This is a genomic window from Betaproteobacteria bacterium, from assembly GCA_009377585.1.
Classification (GTDB): domain Bacteria; phylum Pseudomonadota; class Gammaproteobacteria; order Burkholderiales; family WYBJ01; genus WYBJ01.
The window spans coordinates 1-15013 of the sequence record WHTS01000134.1 but is presented as its reverse complement, the minus strand read 5'-3'; the positions used below and the strand labels follow the sequence as shown (position 1 = coordinate 15013).

The following is a 15013-nucleotide window of genomic DNA, read 5'->3' as shown; positions in this document are numbered from 1 at the left end:
CGACCGGCTGCTGTGAGCGGCACGATGCGCCAAGCGTCTCGATGGCGCGCCGATTTGCCGCAAAAACTGGACAAAATGGCGCCAACTGCTGCAAACTTGCGCGATGGCAAAAAGTTCGGGCCAGCTGCGCGCCGTGAAAACAGTCACCAAACGGGCGCGCTACATTCTCGTCCTGCACGGTCCGAACCTCAATCTTCTCGGCAGCCGCGAGCCCGGTCATTACGGCACCAGCACGCTCGCTGAAATCGACGCGGGCCTGACGGCGAAGGCGGCCGCAGCCGGCATCCGCTTGACGAGCTTTCAGAGCAACTCGGAAGCGGCGCTGATCGAACGGGTGCACGCGGCCGGCCGCGAAAGCGTCGATTTCATCATCATCAATCCGGCCGCGTACACGCACACCAGCGTGGCGCTGCGCGATGCGCTGGCGGCGGTGGCGGTTCCGTTCGTGGAAGTGCACCTGTCGAACGTATTCGCCCGCGAGCCCTTCCGGCATCGCTCGTATTTCTCCGATCTCGCGGTGGGCGTGATCAGCGGCCTGGGCGCTTACGGCTACGAGGCCGCGCTGGCATTCGTCGCGGCGCGCGAAACCCAGTAGATGGAAAGGCCGCGCGGATATGCTTGTCGTCCCTCTCCCTTCGGGAGAGGGACCGAGGGTGAGGGAAATTATGCGTCGTGCGCACGACTTCCCTCACCCCCAGCCCCTCTCCCGGGGGGAGAGGGGAGCGGCCCGTCTGCCACCATCTGGATGATGGATATAGGGTTGGCATGGACCTGCGCAAGCTGAAGAAGCTGATCGACCTGGTCGAGCAATCCGGGATCGCCGAGCTCGAGATCACCGAGGGTGAAGAAAAGGTGCGCATCAGCCGCAGCGGCACGATGCCCGCCGCCCCGGCCATGAGCGTCCAGGCCGCGCCGCCCGCCCCTGCGGGCGCCGTCGCCGCTCAGCCGGGAGCGGAGGCCGAGACTTCGGCCGGGGCCGAAGCGACCCCGGCACTTCCGTCCGGACACGTCATGAAGGCACCGATGGTCGGCACCTTCTACCGCGCCTCGGCGCCGGGCGCGAAGCCGTTCGTGGACGTCGGCCAGACGATCGCGGGCGGCGAGGTGCTGTGCATCATCGAGGCGATGAAGCTGCTGAACGAGATCGAGGCCGACCAGGCCGGCACGATCAAGGCGATCCTGGTCGAGAACGGCCAGCCGGTCGAGTACGGCCAGCCGCTGTTCGTCATCGGCTGATCGAGCTCACATGTTCGGAAAAGTCCTCATCGCCAACCGGGGCGAGATCGCGCTCCGCATCCAGCGCGCGTGCCGCGAGCTCGGCATCAAGACGGTGGCCGTGCATTCCGATGTCGACCGCGAAGCGAAATACGTCAAGCTCGCCGACGAATCGGTGTGCATCGGACCGGCCTCGCCGGCGGAAAGCTATCTCAACGTGCCGGCGATCATCAGCGCCGCCGAGGTGACCGACGCCGAGGCGATCCACCCGGGCTACGGTTTCCTGTCCGAGAATGCCGATTTCGCCGAGCGGGTGGAGAAAAGCGGCTTCGTCTTCATCGGGCCGCGGCCGGACACCATCCGCCTGATGGGCGACAAGGTGAGCGCCAAGAACGCGATGAAGAAAGCCGGCGTGCCGACCGTGCCCGGGCACGACGCGGCGCTGCCCGAGTCGAACGACGAGATCGCCAAGATTGCGCGCGCCATCGGCTATCCCGTGATCGTCAAGGCGTCCGGGGGCGGCGGCGGGCGCGGCATGCGCGTGGTGCACACGGAAGCCGCGCTGCCGATTGCCGTCTCGACCACGCGCACGGAAGCGCAGGCGGCGTTCGGCAATCCGGCAGTGTACATGGAGAAGTTCCTGGAGAAGCCGCGCCACATCGAGATCCAGGTGCTGGCCGACAAGCACAAGAACGCGCTGTGGCTGGGGGATCGCGATTGCTCGATGCAGCGCCGCCATCAGAAGATCATCGAGGAGGCGCCCGCGCCGGGCGTCAACGCGCGCGTGCTCACCAAGATCGGCGAGCGCTGCGCCGAGGCGTGCCGCAAGATCGGCTACGAAGGCGCGGGCACGTTCGAGTTCCTGTACGAGGACGGCGAGTTCTATTTTATCGAGATGAATACCCGCATCCAGGTCGAGCATCCCGTGACCGAGATGGTCACGGGGCTCGACCTGGTGCAGTTGCAACTGCGCATCGCGGCCGGCGAGAAGCTCGGCCTGAAACAGCGCGACGTGGTGTTGCGCGGACATGCGATCGAATGCCGCTTGAACGCCGAGGACCCGTTCCGATTTACGCCCTCGCCGGGGCGCATCACGACCTTCCACATGCCGGGCGGTCCGGGGGTCCGGGTCGATTCGCACGCCTACGTGAGCTACTTCATCCCGCCCAACTACGATTCGCTGATCGGCAAGATCATCGTCTACGGCGATACGCGCGATCAGGCCATTGCGCGCATGCAGGTGGCGTTGTCCGAGACCGTGATCGAAGGCATCAAGACCAACCTGCCGCTGCACCAGGAGCTGATGCGCGATGCCGCGTTTCGCACCGGCGGCACCAGCATCCATTACCTGGAAGACAAGCTCGCGAACTACCCGCGCGACGATTGAGCGCACGCCAGGATACGCGGCGGTGATGTCATGCCTTTCAGGTCCCTCTCTTTCACGCTTCCGGGCAATCGGGTCGATGCCCTGACCGATGCGCTGCTCGCGGCCGGCGCGCTCTCGGTCGACGTCGCCGACGCGCACGGCGGCACGCCGCTCGAACAGGCAGCCTTCGCCGAGCCGGGCGCGGTGGCGCGGCCCTGGGAACGATCGCGCGTGAACGTCCTGTTCGCGACGCAAGCGGATGCGGGGGAAGCACTCGCTTGCGCCTGCCGTGCCTGCGCGATCGAGCTTCCGGCCGACCTGGCGCAGACCGACGTCGACGATCAGGACTGGGTGCGGCTCACCCAGGCGCAATTCCAGCCGATCCGCATCACGTCGCGGCTCTGGGTCGTGCCCACCTGGGAGCGCGCTCCGGACCCGAACGCGATCAACCTCGTGCTCGACCCGGGTGCGGCCTTCGGCACCGGCAGCCATCCCAGCACGCGCCTGTGCCTGCAATGGCTCGCGCGCAACATCCGCGGCGGCGAGCGGGTGCTCGACTACGGCTGCGGCTCCGGCATCCTCGCGATTGCGGCGCTCAAGCTGGGCGCGGCCAGCGCACGCGGGATCGACATCGATCCGCAGGCGCTGGTTGCCGCTCGTGCCAATGCCATGCAGAATGGAGTCGCTGCCGAGTTCGCCGCACCCGGCGGCGAGCCTGCATTCGATGCCGATGTCGTGGCCGCCAACATCCTTGCCAATCCGCTGATCGCCCTTGCGCCGCTGCTTGCTGCGGCCACTCGTGCGGGCGGCCATGTGGTCCTCTCGGGCATTCTGGAAGACCAGGAGCGCGAGGTGGCCGCCGCCTACGCCCCCTGGTACGAGATGGCCGCGCCGGTACGCGACGAGGGCTGGATCGCGCTCGCCGGGCGGCGCAGGGAGAGGTAGCCCATGAGCATGGTGACGAGTTGTCCGGCCTGCACCACCACGTTTCGCGTGAACCCGGAGCAGCTCACGCAGCGGCAAGGCAAAGTGCGCTGCGGCCAGTGCAGCGGCGTATTCGATGCGTTCAAGAGCCTGGCGACGCTGGCCGACGAGCCGGCATCCGGGCTGCTGGTCGAGCCGCCGGCCGTTGCGGCTGCTGCGACGGCGTTCGGCATGCCGCAGCAAGGCACGCTCGATATCGATCCGCGCGAGTCGGTGCGACTGGACGACGAGCTCTCGGACACGCGCTCGTCTGCGAGGACGGCTCATGCGCGCGCCCTGTGGGTCGCCGCCCTGACGGTGCTCGTGCTGCTGCTCGCGGCACAGCTCGCGTATGCCTTCCGCGACCGGCTGGCCGCGTCGTGGCCCGCATCGCGGCCGCTGCTGGAGCGGATGTGTGCGGCTGTCGGCTGCACCGTGGCGTGGCCGGAACGGCCCGATCTGCTGGCGATCGAGGCGTCCGATCTGCAGGCCGACCCGGCGCGCCCGAACGTCATCGTGCTGACCGCGACGGTGCGCAATCGCGGCTCGATCGACGTAGCGCGCCCGGCGCTCGAATTGACGCTCACCAACGCGCAGGATCAAACGATCGCACGGCGCATCTTCCTGCCTCGGGACTATCTGCCGGGTGCGGCGGATGCAAGCAGTGCAATGCCGGCGCTGGCCGAAATCGAAGTGCGCCTGGCGCTCGATACGGCCGACCTGCGACCCGCCGGCTACCGGCTGTTTCTGTTCTATCCTTGATACCCTCGCCGGAGACGGGCCATGAGCACACCAGCGGATCTCAAATACAACCAGAGCCATGAGTGGGTACGGATCGAAGCCGACGGCACGGCGACGATCGGCATCACCTTCCATGCCCAGGAGCAGCTCGGCGATATCGTGTTCGTTCAGTACCCCGAAGTGGGTCGCAGCCTCGGTCAGGGCGAAGAATGCGGCGTCATCGAATCGGTGAAAGCGGCGGCGGACATTTATTCGCCACTGTCCGGAGACGTGATCGCCATCAACGATCGGCTCGACACGGCGCCGCAGAGCATCAACGAGGATGCTTATGGCGCGTGGATCTTCAAGCTGAAACTTTCCGCTCCTGGCGAAGTCGCAGGGCTGCTCGACGCGGCCGCATACGAGAAAGTTGCCGAGGCGGACAAGGAATGACGCGGCTTTAACGCTCGCTTGCCGGCCGCTGGCGTGGTGAATCGCAAATTCGTCGTAATTCGTCATTCCCGCGTAAGCGGGAATCCAGAACGAGACCCCGTCTGGACCTCCGCGTTCGCGGGGGTGGCGAACTTCTGACTCAGGACACTGGATGCCGTTCATTCCGCACACCGAAGACGAAATCCGCGCCATGCTGGCGGCGATCGGCGTGGATTCGATCGGCGCGCTGTTCGACGAGATTCCGCCCGAGCTCGGCGTCGCGCCCGCTCAGGATGCGTACGAGGGAATGAACGAGGCCGAAGTCATGCGCCTCGTGCAGGCGCGGATCGAACAGGATGGGCGCTATCGCAACTTCATCGGCGCCGGCGCCTACGAGCATCACGTGCCGGCAGCGGTGTGGCAACTCGCGACCCGTGGCGAGTTCTATTCCTCCTACACGCCCTACCAGGCCGAAGCGAGCCAGGGCACGCTGCAGGTGCTCTACGAGTACCAGAGCATGATGACGGCGCTGACCGGTATGGAGGTGGCCAACGCCAGCCTCTACGACGGCGCTTCCGCGCTGGGCGAAGCGGTGCTGATGGCGGTGCGGGCGCACAAGTCGGCGCGCAAGGTACGCAAGGTACTCATGCCGCGCACGATCCATCCCGCTTATCGCGACACGGTGCGCACGATCGTTCGCAACCAGGGCATCGAGCTGATCGAGCTCGACTACGACCGCCGCCTCGGTTGCATCGCGCCCGAATCGCTGGCGCAATCGGACGCGCGCGAGGTGGCCGCGCTGGTCGTTCCCCAGCCCAATTTCTTCGGCGTGCTCGAGCCGGTCGATGCACTCACCGACTGGGCGCACGCGCACGGCGCGTTGACGGTTGCGGCTGTGAACCCGCTGGCGCTTGCGCTGCTCGAGCCGCCGGGCAACTGGGGCGCACGCGGGGCCGATATCGCCGTCGGCGACGGGCAGCCGCTCGGCATTGCCTTGAGCGCGGGCGGTCCGTACTACGGTTTCATGACGTGCCGCAAGGAATTGCTGCGGCAGATGCCGGGCCGCATCGTAGGGCGCACCCTCGATGCGACCGGCCAGCCCGGGTTCACGCTCACGCTGCAGGCGCGCGAGCAGCACATCCGCCGCTCCAAAGCGACGTCCAACATCTGCACCAACCAGGGCCTCATGGTTACGGCCTCGACCATTCACATGGCATTGCTGGGGCCGGGTGGCCTGCGTCGCGTCGCCCAGGCTTGCCACGCCGGCTTGCTCATGCTGCTCGGAAGCCTGAGCGCCGTGCCGGGCGTGTGCCGTGCGTTCGAAGGTCCCGTATTTCATGAAGCGGTCCTCACGCTGAGCGAGCCGGTGGAGGACGTATTGCGGGCCCTGCAGGGGCAGGGCATACTGGGCGGGCTCGGTTTGCAGCGCTTCTATCCGGAGATCGGCGACGGGCTTCTCGTCTGCGTCACCGAGACCAAGAGCGAGTGGGACCTGATCGATTACGCCGGCCGGATCGCGCGCATCATCGACAAGGGTCTGGCGCCGGCGCCCGGCGTACTGGAGCCCGGTCGCTGATTCGATTGCGCACGCGAAATCGGCCGGCGGCAATTCCAACAATCAACCACACAGGAGTCCAGCATGGCTACCGTCACGCTACGCGGCAATCCGCTCAATGTCGGGGGATCGTTTCTGCAAAAGGGCGATACGGCGCCCGATTTCAGCCTCACCGGCAACGACATGAAAGACGTGAGCCTGAAGGATTTCGCCGGCAAGAAGAAGGTCATTTCGACCGTGCCGAGCCTGGATACGGCGGTGTGCGCGAAATCGACCAAGGAGTTCAACCAGCGCGCCGCCGCGCATCCCAACACCGTGGTGCTGGTCGTCTCCGCCGATTTGCCGTTCGCGCAGAAGCGCTTCTGCGGTGCGGAGGGCATCAGCAACGTCGTGACACTCTCGACCGTGCGCGGGCGCGATTTTCATCAGAAGTACGGCGTCGATATCCAGGACGGTGCGCTGAAGGCCCTCACCGCGCGCGGGGTGGTCGTGCTGGATGAAAACAACAAGGTGCTGTACTCCGAGCTCGTGCCGGAGATCGCGCAGGAGCCGAACTACGAGGCGGCGCTGGCGGCCTTGAAATAGCAGCGCGCGACGATCGTGGCGACACGCTCGCCGCATCCCGCATGTTGATCCACGAGCTGTCGCAGCCCGGGCGCACGAGCGGCGCCCAGCAGCCACACGCGCGCGAGCTTCCCAGCGCGATACCGCAGGCGCAGCTTCGCACCGCACCGCCCGCGCTGCCCGAAGTTTCCGAGCTGGACGTCGTGCGCCACTATACGCGCCTGTCGCAGCGCAATTATTCGATCGACACCCAGTTCTATCCGCTCGGGTCGTGCACGATGAAGTACAACCCGCGCGCCTGCAACGCGGCCGCGCTGCTGCCGCACTTCCTCGCCTTGCACCCCGCCGCGCTGGAGCAGACCGGCCAAGGCTTTCTCGCCTGCGTGTACGAGCTGCAGGAAATGCTCGCGCGCTGGACCGGGATGGCCGCCGTGAGCTTGGCGCCGATGGCCGGTGCGCAGGGCGAGGCTGCGGGTGTGGCGATGATTCGTGCCTATCACGATGCGCGCGGCGACCGTGCGCGCCGCGAGATCCTGGTGCCCGATGCGGCGCATGGCACCAATCCCGCCACCGCGACGATGTGCGGCTACGTCGTGCGCGAGATCCGCACCGGGCGCGAAGGCGACGTCGATGTCGCAGCGCTCGCGCAGTCGGTCGGCCCGCAGACCGCCGGGCTCATGCTCACCAACCCCTCGACGCTCGGCGTGTTCGAGCGCGGCATCGGTGAGATCGCGCGCATCGTTCACGCCGCCGGTGGGCTGCTCTACTACGATGGCGCGAACCTGAACGCGATCCTCGGCAAGGTGCACCCGGGCGCCATGGGGTTCGACGTGCTGCATCTGAACTTGCACAAGACCTTCTCCACACCGCATGGCGGCGGCGGCCCTGGCGCCGGCCCGGTGGCGGCTGCGGAGCACATGACGCCGTATCTGCCGGTGCCGATCGTGGCGCGCGAGGCGGATCGCTATCGGCTGCTGGACCTGCAGGAGCGAGCGCAAAGCATCGGGCGGTTGTCGGCGCACATCGGCCAGGCCGGCGTGCTGCTGCGCGCCTATGTCTACGCGCGCATGCTCGGCGAGGAAGGTGCGCGCCGTGTAGCGGAGTTCGCGACGCTCAATGCGAACTACCTCATGAGCGAGCTTGCCAAAGCCGGTTTCGAGTTGGCGTTTCCGCAGCGGCGCGCGAGCCACGAGTTCATCGTCACGCTCAAACGCTTGAAGGAGCGCACCGGCGTGAGCGCGATGGACCTGGCGAAACGCCTGCTCGACAAGGGCTTTCACGCACCGACCACGTATTTCCCGTTGCTGGTGCCGGAGTGCCTGCTGATCGAGCCGACCGAGACCGAGTCGAAGCAGACGCTCGATGCCTTCGTGAGCGCGATGAAGGAGATCCTGCAGGAAGCCGAGACCGACCCGCAGCTGGTGAAGACCGCTCCCCATACGCTGCCCGTGCGGCGACTGGACGAAGTGCGCGCGGCGCGCGAGCTCGACCTCGCCTGGCGCACGAAGTAGCTCGTCATTGCCGCGGAAACGGGAATCCGGAGCAACGGCGCCTTCCGGCAGTCTTCACATGTGAGTCGGGGCGACAGCAAACCTGCGTTCGCTATAATCCTTCCGCCCCCACGCGAAGAACGGATTCCCAGTGCGTACCCTGATCTGCGGCTCGATGGCCTACGACACCATCATGGTGTTCCACGACCGCTTCAAGAATCACATCCTGCCCGCGAAGATCCACATCCTGAATGTCGCTTTCCTGGTGCCGGACATGCGGCGCGAGTTCGGCGGCTGTGCCGGCAACATCGCCTACAGCCTCGCCATGCTCGAGGGCGAGCCGGTGATCATGGCGGCGGTGGGCAGCGACGCGCAGCCGTATTTCGAGCGCCTGGCGCAGCTTCGCCTCGATGCCACCCACGTGCGCCGGGTCGAGGAGACCTTTACCGCGCAGGCTTTCATCACCACTGATCTCGACGACAACCAGATCACGGCCTTTCATCCCGGTGCGATGAACTTCTCGCACCTGAACAGCGTGACCGATGCCGCCGGAATTGCGCTCGGTATTGTCGCGCCGGACGGTCGCGACGGGATGCTCCAGCACGCGCGCGAGCTCGCGCAAGCCGGAATTCCGTTCATCTTCGATCCAGGACAGGGCCTGCCGATGTTCAGCGGCGAGGAGCTGATCGCTTTCATCGATCAGGCCGCCTACGTGACGGTGAACGATTACGAAGGGCAGCTGCTGCAGGAGCGCACCGGTCAATCGCTGGAGGCGCTCGCCAAGCGCGTGCAGGCCTTGATACTCACGCGCGGGGCCGACGGCTCGACCATCTACGCCGGCGGCCGGCAGCTCGCGATTCCGAGCGCGAAGCCTGGCGCCGTGGTCGACCCGACCGGATGCGGCGATGCTTATCGCGCCGGCCTGCTGTACGGCATCGCGCGCGGCATGGACTGGGCGACCACGGGCCGCGTGGCCTCGCTCATCGGCGCCATCAAGATCGCGAGCCGCGGCGGGCAGAACCACCGCTTCGATCGCGCCGAGATCGAGGTTCGCTACAAAGAGGCGTTCGGAGCCGCGCCCTGGTAGGTCACACCACCCCGGCACTTCGTGCCACCCCTCCTCGACGAGGAGGGGAAGAACTTTTCGTTCCCCTCCTTGGCAAGGAGGGGCGGGACGCGACTGCGTCGCGGACGGGGTGGTGCGGTTCAATCCTCCGGCGCGGTGGTGCCGCGCATGCCGGCGCAGTCGACCTGAAAGATTCTGCGATCGTGCAGCCGTAGCGCGCTCAAGGCGTTGCCCCATAGACACCCCGAATCGAGCGCGACCACATCCTCGGCCGCGTGCAATCCCAGCGTCGACCAGTGTCCGAAGACGATCGGATGACCGGCGCTCGCCCGCTCCGGAATCGCATACCACGGCAGATAGCCCGGCGGCAGCTGGCGCGGCGCGGACTTGTGGCGAAACTCCATCTTGCCTTGCGGCGTGCACAGGCGCAGCCGCGTCATCGCATTGACGATCACCCGCAGCCGGTCGTCGCCCTCGAGTGCTTCGTCCCATTCGTCCGGCTGATTGCCGTACATGTGCCGCAGCATATCGGCGTAGTCCGATCCGCCCAGGACGCTTTCGACTTCCCGCGCAAGTGCATGCGCGCGCTCGACGCTCCATTGCGGCAGCAGCCCCGCATGCACCATCGCCCAGCCCTCGTCGACGTGCATGAGCTTGCAGCGGCGCAGCCAGTCGAGCAGCGCGTCGCGATCGGGTGCGTCGAGGATGTCCGCGACCGTATCGCCGCGATGCAGATGCGCGAACCCGCTAGCCACGGTGAGCAGGTGCAGGTCGTGATTGCCGAGGACAGTTACCGCGCCGTCGCCGAGATCCCTGACGAAGCGCAGCGTGGCGAGCGAGTCGGGACCGCGGTTCACCAGGTCGCCGACGAACCAGAGCCGGTCGCGGCCCGCGTCGAAATCGATGCGATCGAGCAGCTTTTCGAGCGCCTCGAAGCAGCCCTGGATGTCACCGATGACGTACGTCGCCATGAGCGTTCGGTTGCGGAACAAAAAAGGCGCAGACAGGATTCGGCGCCTTTGGATTGTCGGGCGGCGAGCGCCCGGTTACTTCACCAGGCCCACCATGTAGTCGACCGCGGCCTTGATGTCGGCATCGCTCAACTGCACGGCGCCCCCCTTGGGCGGCATGGCACCCTTGCCCTTGAGCGACGAAGCGTACAGCACATCCATACCTTGCTTGATCCTCGGCGCCCATGCCGCCTTGTCGCCGGGTTTCGGTGCACCTGCCACGCCGGTGGCATGACACACCATGCAGACCTTGTCGTAAATTGCCTTGCCATCACCGGCTGCGGCTGCTGTCGGAGTGGCGGCGCCAGGCGTGGTCGCAGCGGGTGCCGGCGCGGCGGCCGGGGCCGCAGCGGCTGCGGGCGCCGCGGGGGCAGGCTCACCCTTGGCGCCTGCCTCGGCCACGCGCACCTGTCCGACGGGCTTGATGCGCTGGGCGATTGCCTCGCCCGTCATTCCGGGGTGGTTTTCGTCGTACTTGCCGATGTCGCTTGCGAAGATCGCAAGCATAACGAGCACCGCGATTGGGACCACGAACGCCAGAACGACAACGGTGAGAAGCTGCTTTGGTGTGCGAATGAAGGAGGAATGTTCCTCGATGTGATCGTCGAGCTCTGGCGCTGCCATGCACTTGCCCCGGGAATCCCAAAAACCAGCGATTATAGCGAGAAGCGTCGCTTCGACCTACTCGACGATCTTGTTGATCGGCAGCTCGATGATGCCGCGTGCGCCCGCCTGATATAGACGGGGAATGAGGTCGCGGACGTTCTTTTCGTCGACCACGGTGCTGACATCGACCCATTCGGGATCGGCGAGCGTCGACACGGTCGGGGTCGCGAGCGCCGGCAGGATCCCGACGATGCGATCGAGCTGCGCGCGCGGCACGTTCATCGACAGCAGCACGCGCGTCGCCGCCGCGATCGCGCCCTGGAGCATCATCAGCAGCCGCTCGATCTTCGCCTGCTTCCAGGCATCGGCAAGCGCCGCGCCGTGGGCGATGAAGCGCGGGGTGCTCTCCAGCACGACGTGCATGATGCGCAGGTCGTTCGCACGCAGCGACGCGCCGGTCTCGGACACGTCGACGATCGCGTCGGCGAGAATCGGCGGCTTCACCTCGGTTGCGCCCCAGGAGAACTCTACGACGGCGGTCACGCCGTGCTGAGCGAGAAATCGGCGCGTCATGCCGACCGCTTCGGTGGCGATGCGCCTGCCCTCGAGATCCTCGACACCGCGAAAGCGCGAATCCTCCTTCGATGCCATGACCCAGCGCACCACGCCGTAGTTCGGCCACGGCGCGCGCAGATCGGCGAGTTGCTCCACCTGCACGTCGTTTTCGAGGATCCAGTCGAGCCCGGTAATCGCGCAGTCGAGAATGCCCTGCGCGACGTAGCGCGCCATTTCCTGCGGCCGGATGAGGATGCACTCGATTTCCGGGTCGTCGATGGTCGGATAGTACGAGCGGCCTGAGATGCGCAGGTCGTAGCCGGCCCGCACGAACAGCTTCTGTGTGGTGTCCTGCAGACTGCCTTTCGGAATGCCCACGCGCAGGCACGGTTCGGATTTGCTCATGATTCGATTGCGGCCGATGACTGGGGTGGCATTATGCCATCCCGACTCGCGCCGCGATCGGGATCGTGAGCGCTCAGGATTGCGTGAACGCGGCCCGCGCACGACGCTGGGCGAGCGCTCGGGCTCACGCAGAGCCTGACTGCGAATCGTGCCGCCGCCGCAGGCCGTTGGACGCGTTCCGCCAAACCGGCTACCATCCTCAGTCCTGCGCCCGTAGCTCAGTTGGATAGAGTACAGCCCTCCGAAGGCTGGGGTCGGACGTTCGAATCGTCTCGGGCGCGCCACTCATTCAAAGCCGGGCACATCGCCCGGCTTTCTCGTCTGCACGACACCGACGCCAGACGTCAGGAACCGGCGGCGGTCGAGGATCAGCAGCTTACCCCTTGAGGCTCTCCTCCGACAGTCAGCGCAGGCTCAGGCGTCGGTTCGACGACGCCTGCCGCCGCTGCGGCAAGCGAAGGCAGCGTGGATCGAGCTCGCGCCGCGGGAGTGTCGAGGCGGAAAACGGGTTGTCATAATCGAACCGACAACGGAGGAAGAGTGACATGAAGATCATGAAGTGCATCGCGGCGGCTGCGCTGATGGGGTTCGCATTGCAGGTCGGCGCGCAGAACTACCCATCACGGCCGGTACGAGTGATCATCGCCTTTCCGCCCGGTAGTGCAACCGACATCATTGGGCGCGTCATCACGCAGAAGGTCACGGATCTGTGGGGCCAGAACGTGGTGGCGGACAACCGCAGTGGCGCGGGTGGCTCGATCGCCTCCGCGATCGCTGCGCGCGCGCCCGCCGATGGCCATACGCTGATCATCAATTCAGGCGCGCACACCGCCGCCCCCTCCATGTTCGCCAAGCTGCCCTACGACACGGTGAAGGACTTCATCGACGTCCTGCCGCTGGTGGCGATGCCCAACGTTCTGGCCGTCAATCCGAGCTCGAGGTGGAAGACGTTCGGCGAATTTCTGGCCGATGCCAAGGCGAACCCGCGCAAGATCAACTTCGCGTTCGCCGGACTGGGCAGCGGCACGCACTTGAACACCGAGAAGTTCAAGCTTGCGGCCAAGGTGGACTTCACGATGGTGGCATACAAGGGCTCGGGCGAAGTCTTTCCCGACCTGCTCGCCGGGCGCGTGGACACCTACTTCACGCCACTGTCCGCCGGCAAGCCCTATTTCGACTCAGGCAAGCTGCGGCCGCTGGCGGTGACCTCGGCCAAGCGCGCCGCGCAGCTACCCAACGTGCCGACGATCGCGGAGGCGGGCGTCCCCAATTTCGAATTCGTGCTGTGGTTCGGCTTGTGGGGGCCGCAAGGTATTCCCGCGCCGGTCGTCGCCAAGATCCGCAAGGGATTCTCGGACGCCATGGCGGACCCCGTCGTGCGCGACCGGCTCAACACGCTCGGCAACACGGTGATGACCATGACGCCCGCCGAGTTCAGCAAGTTCGTGCGCGACGAGATCGCGCTCAATGCGCGCTTGTTCAAGGCGGCGGGGATCAAGGCGCAATGATCGGCGCCTGCGGCAATTGACCCGCGACTGTTTCCTGCTCGATTCCGCAGTCGTGCTTGCTGCCCCATCCCTCCTGGTCACGAGGGATGGCAGCGCAAGCCGACGGGCGGTTCGCCTAATTCGCCTTGGCCCCGGACTGCGTGATCACGCGCGTGGTCACTTCGGCATCCCGCTTCAGGAATGTCACGAACTCCGCCGGCGTATTGGCGATCAGCTCGTAATCGGATAGCCGCGTGGCAACCGGCTTGGTCTTGATGGCGCGCGCGATCTCGGCCTGCAGCTGATTCACGATCCGGTCCGGTGTGCCCTTGGGCGCGAAGATCCCGTACCAGCTCGCAATGTTGTAGCCCGCCAATCCCGACTCTGCAAGGGTCGGTAGATCCGGCAGCACCTTGATTCTTGTTGCGGTCGTGGCCGCGAGCGCGCGCACCGCGCCCTTCCTGATGTGCGTCAGCAGCGCGGGTACCGAGCCGAACGTCATGTCGACATGCGCGCCCAGCAACGCCGTGGTGTAGCCGGCGGCGCCCTTGTAGGGCACGTGCACCAGCTCCACCCCCGCCATCGATGCGAACAGCGCGCCGCCGAGGTGCACCGGCGTGCCGATGCCCGCCGAAGCGTACGTGTATTTCTTGGGCGCCTTCTTGGCCAGCGCGATCAATTCCTTGACGCTGCTGGCCGGGAAGCTGTGGTGCACGGCAAGTATGTGAGGCAGGATGCCTACCAGGGTCACGGGCTCGAAGTCGTTGACCGAGATGGTGCGCTTCCCGGGCGAGAGCGCAGGCAGGGCCGTGAGATTGTTGATCTGAACGAGCAGGGTATGGCCGTCGGGCTGCGCGTGCGCAACGATCTCCGAGGCGATGATCGTGTTGCCGCCGGCACGGTTGTCGACCACGACGTTTTGATTCCCTGCGCCCGAAAGATGTTCGGCGAGCACACGCGCAAGCAGGTCGGTGCCGCCGCCGGGTGGGAACGGCACGAGCAGGCGGATCGGTCGGGTCGGGTAGGCGGGCGTGGCCGCAGTAGCGGTCAGCACGCAAAGGCCGATCGCGAATGCCATCGCGAGCTGACGCGTACACTGATTCACCTGCATGGCTTCGTCCCCCCTCTCGTCTGGTTACTCCGCTCTTTGCGCTCCAACGCCCGTATGATGCTTGCTTATTTGCCCGCGCGCACCATGATATTCGCAGGCAGCGCCTGCGTCCCTCGCAACCGCGCGGCGGCGGCGGCGACATCAAGGCGATGACAAGACTCGATCCGACATCGGCGCCGATGCACCTACACGCGGCCCGCACGCAGCCAGCCTAGCGTCCAAGTCCGTTCAAGGTCTGGTTGGCGTCCGGTTCTTTCTCGCAGTCCGCGATGTACTGGCGCACGATGTCCGCGAACGACGCGTCGGGCTTCAACCCGAGGGCGGCAGCGCGCGGCGCGCTGGCACCAGCCGGCCAGTTGGCCACGATGGCCGCTATGCGCTCGTTGCGCTCGAAGCGCACGCGTGCGCGTGCCGCCTTGCCGGCAACTTCCTCGAGCGCCGCGAGCATCTCGTTCACCGTGACATTGA

At 66.3% G+C, this 15013-nt stretch carries 15 protein-coding genes and 1 tRNA gene; 12 read left to right on the top strand and 4 right to left on the bottom strand.

The window, feature by feature from the left end; genetic code table 11:
* Window positions 1-103 precede the first annotated feature (103 nt).
* The 10 genes from aroQ to GEV05_26595 all read left to right on the top strand — a co-directional run bounded on the left by aroQ (window position 104) and on the right by GEV05_26595 (window position 9392).
* Entirely contained in the window at window positions 104-595 is a 492-nt protein-coding gene (gene aroQ / locus GEV05_26640; GenBank protein MPZ46898.1) for a type II 3-dehydroquinate dehydratase, read from the top strand.
* A gap of 170 nt (window positions 596-765) precedes the next feature.
* Window positions 766-1236: an acetyl-CoA carboxylase biotin carboxyl carrier protein gene (locus tag GEV05_26635; GenBank protein ID MPZ46897.1), complete on the top strand. Its 471-nt coding sequence runs from the start codon at window positions 766-768 to the stop codon at window positions 1234-1236.
* Window positions 1237-1246: 10 nt separating this feature from the next.
* Window positions 1247-2602: an acetyl-CoA carboxylase biotin carboxylase subunit gene (accC, locus tag GEV05_26630; protein MPZ46896.1), complete on the top strand. Its 1356-nt coding sequence runs from the start codon at window positions 1247-1249 to the stop codon at window positions 2600-2602.
* 30 nt (window positions 2603-2632) lie between these two features.
* Complete coding sequence (gene prmA / locus GEV05_26625; protein MPZ46895.1) at window positions 2633-3526, top strand: 50S ribosomal protein L11 methyltransferase; 894 nt, start codon at window positions 2633-2635, stop codon at window positions 3524-3526.
* Window positions 3527-3529: 3 nt separating this feature from the next.
* Complete coding sequence (locus GEV05_26620) at window positions 3530-4306, top strand: DUF3426 domain-containing protein (GenBank protein ID MPZ46894.1); 777 nt, start codon at window positions 3530-3532, stop codon at window positions 4304-4306.
* A 21-nt stretch (window positions 4307-4327) separates the two neighbouring features.
* Entirely contained in the window at window positions 4328-4717 is a 390-nt protein-coding gene (gene gcvH, locus GEV05_26615; protein MPZ46893.1) for a glycine cleavage system protein GcvH, read from the top strand.
* A gap of 151 nt (window positions 4718-4868) precedes the next feature.
* Window positions 4869-6272, top strand: a complete 1404-nt coding sequence (locus GEV05_26610) for an aminomethyl-transferring glycine dehydrogenase subunit GcvPA (GenBank protein MPZ46892.1) — start codon at window positions 4869-4871, stop codon at window positions 6270-6272.
* A 63-nt stretch (window positions 6273-6335) separates the two neighbouring features.
* Window positions 6336-6836, top strand: a complete 501-nt coding sequence (locus GEV05_26605; protein MPZ46891.1) for a thiol peroxidase — start codon at window positions 6336-6338, stop codon at window positions 6834-6836.
* A 41-nt stretch (window positions 6837-6877) separates the two neighbouring features.
* Entirely contained in the window at window positions 6878-8326 is a 1449-nt protein-coding gene (locus GEV05_26600) for an aminotransferase class V-fold PLP-dependent enzyme (protein ID MPZ46890.1), read from the top strand.
* Between the two features lie 130 nt (window positions 8327-8456).
* Entirely contained in the window at window positions 8457-9392 is a 936-nt protein-coding gene (locus GEV05_26595; protein ID MPZ46889.1) for a carbohydrate kinase family protein, read from the top strand.
* Between the two features lie 119 nt (window positions 9393-9511).
* Here GEV05_26595 and GEV05_26590 read toward each other — a convergent pair whose 3' ends face one another.
* The 3 genes from GEV05_26590 to GEV05_26580 all read right to left on the bottom strand — a co-directional run bounded on the left by GEV05_26590 (window position 9512) and on the right by GEV05_26580 (window position 11947).
* Window positions 9512-10342: a symmetrical bis(5'-nucleosyl)-tetraphosphatase gene (locus GEV05_26590; protein ID MPZ46888.1), complete on the bottom strand. Its 831-nt coding sequence runs from the start codon at window positions 10340-10342 to the stop codon at window positions 9512-9514.
* A gap of 75 nt (window positions 10343-10417) precedes the next feature.
* Window positions 10418-11005: a cytochrome c5 family protein gene (locus GEV05_26585; protein ID MPZ46887.1), complete on the bottom strand. Its 588-nt coding sequence runs from the start codon at window positions 11003-11005 to the stop codon at window positions 10418-10420.
* Window positions 11006-11062: 57 nt separating this feature from the next.
* Window positions 11063-11947, bottom strand: coding sequence for an ATP phosphoribosyltransferase (locus GEV05_26580; GenBank protein ID MPZ46886.1), 885 nt, complete (start codon window positions 11945-11947; stop codon window positions 11063-11065).
* Window positions 11948-12154: 207 nt separating this feature from the next.
* Here GEV05_26580 and GEV05_26575 point away from each other — a divergent pair.
* Both GEV05_26575 and GEV05_26570 read left to right on the top strand, forming a co-directional pair.
* Window positions 12155-12231: transfer RNA gene (locus GEV05_26575), tRNA-Arg, on the top strand.
* 261 nt (window positions 12232-12492) lie between these two features.
* A complete protein-coding gene (locus GEV05_26570) occupies window positions 12493-13455 on the top strand; it encodes a tripartite tricarboxylate transporter substrate binding protein (protein ID MPZ46885.1) in 963 nt (320 codons plus the stop codon).
* A gap of 115 nt (window positions 13456-13570) precedes the next feature.
* Here GEV05_26570 and GEV05_26565 read toward each other — a convergent pair whose 3' ends face one another.
* Entirely contained in the window at window positions 13571-14545 is a 975-nt protein-coding gene (locus GEV05_26565; GenBank protein ID MPZ46884.1) for a tripartite tricarboxylate transporter substrate binding protein, read from the bottom strand.
* Between the last annotated feature and the right edge of the window lie 468 nt (window positions 14546-15013).

Coding starts and splice junctions, on each gene's coding strand:
- GEV05_26580 (MPZ46886.1), bottom strand. CDS start 11,947: ATGAGCAAATCCGAACCGTGCCTGCGCGTGGGCATTCCGAAAGGCAGT.
- aroQ (MPZ46898.1), top strand. CDS start 104: ATGGCAAAAAGTTCGGGCCAGCTGCGCGCCGTGAAAACAGTCACCAAA.
- prmA (MPZ46895.1), top strand. CDS start 2,633: ATGCCTTTCAGGTCCCTCTCTTTCACGCTTCCGGGCAATCGGGTCGAT.
- GEV05_26590 (MPZ46888.1), bottom strand. CDS start 10,342: ATGGCGACGTACGTCATCGGTGACATCCAGGGCTGCTTCGAGGCGCTC.
- GEV05_26620 (MPZ46894.1), top strand. CDS start 3,530: ATGAGCATGGTGACGAGTTGTCCGGCCTGCACCACCACGTTTCGCGTG.
- GEV05_26610 (MPZ46892.1), top strand. CDS start 4,869: ATGCCGTTCATTCCGCACACCGAAGACGAAATCCGCGCCATGCTGGCG.
- GEV05_26635 (MPZ46897.1), top strand. CDS start 766: ATGGACCTGCGCAAGCTGAAGAAGCTGATCGACCTGGTCGAGCAATCC.
- gcvH (MPZ46893.1), top strand. CDS start 4,328: ATGAGCACACCAGCGGATCTCAAATACAACCAGAGCCATGAGTGGGTA.
- GEV05_26570 (MPZ46885.1), top strand. CDS start 12,493: ATGAAGATCATGAAGTGCATCGCGGCGGCTGCGCTGATGGGGTTCGCA.
- accC (MPZ46896.1), top strand. CDS start 1,247: ATGTTCGGAAAAGTCCTCATCGCCAACCGGGGCGAGATCGCGCTCCGC.
- GEV05_26565 (MPZ46884.1), bottom strand. CDS start 14,545: ATGCAGGTGAATCAGTGTACGCGTCAGCTCGCGATGGCATTCGCGATC.
- GEV05_26605 (MPZ46891.1), top strand. CDS start 6,336: ATGGCTACCGTCACGCTACGCGGCAATCCGCTCAATGTCGGGGGATCG.
- GEV05_26585 (MPZ46887.1), bottom strand. CDS start 11,005: ATGGCAGCGCCAGAGCTCGACGATCACATCGAGGAACATTCCTCCTTC.
- GEV05_26600 (MPZ46890.1), top strand. CDS start 6,878: ATGTTGATCCACGAGCTGTCGCAGCCCGGGCGCACGAGCGGCGCCCAG.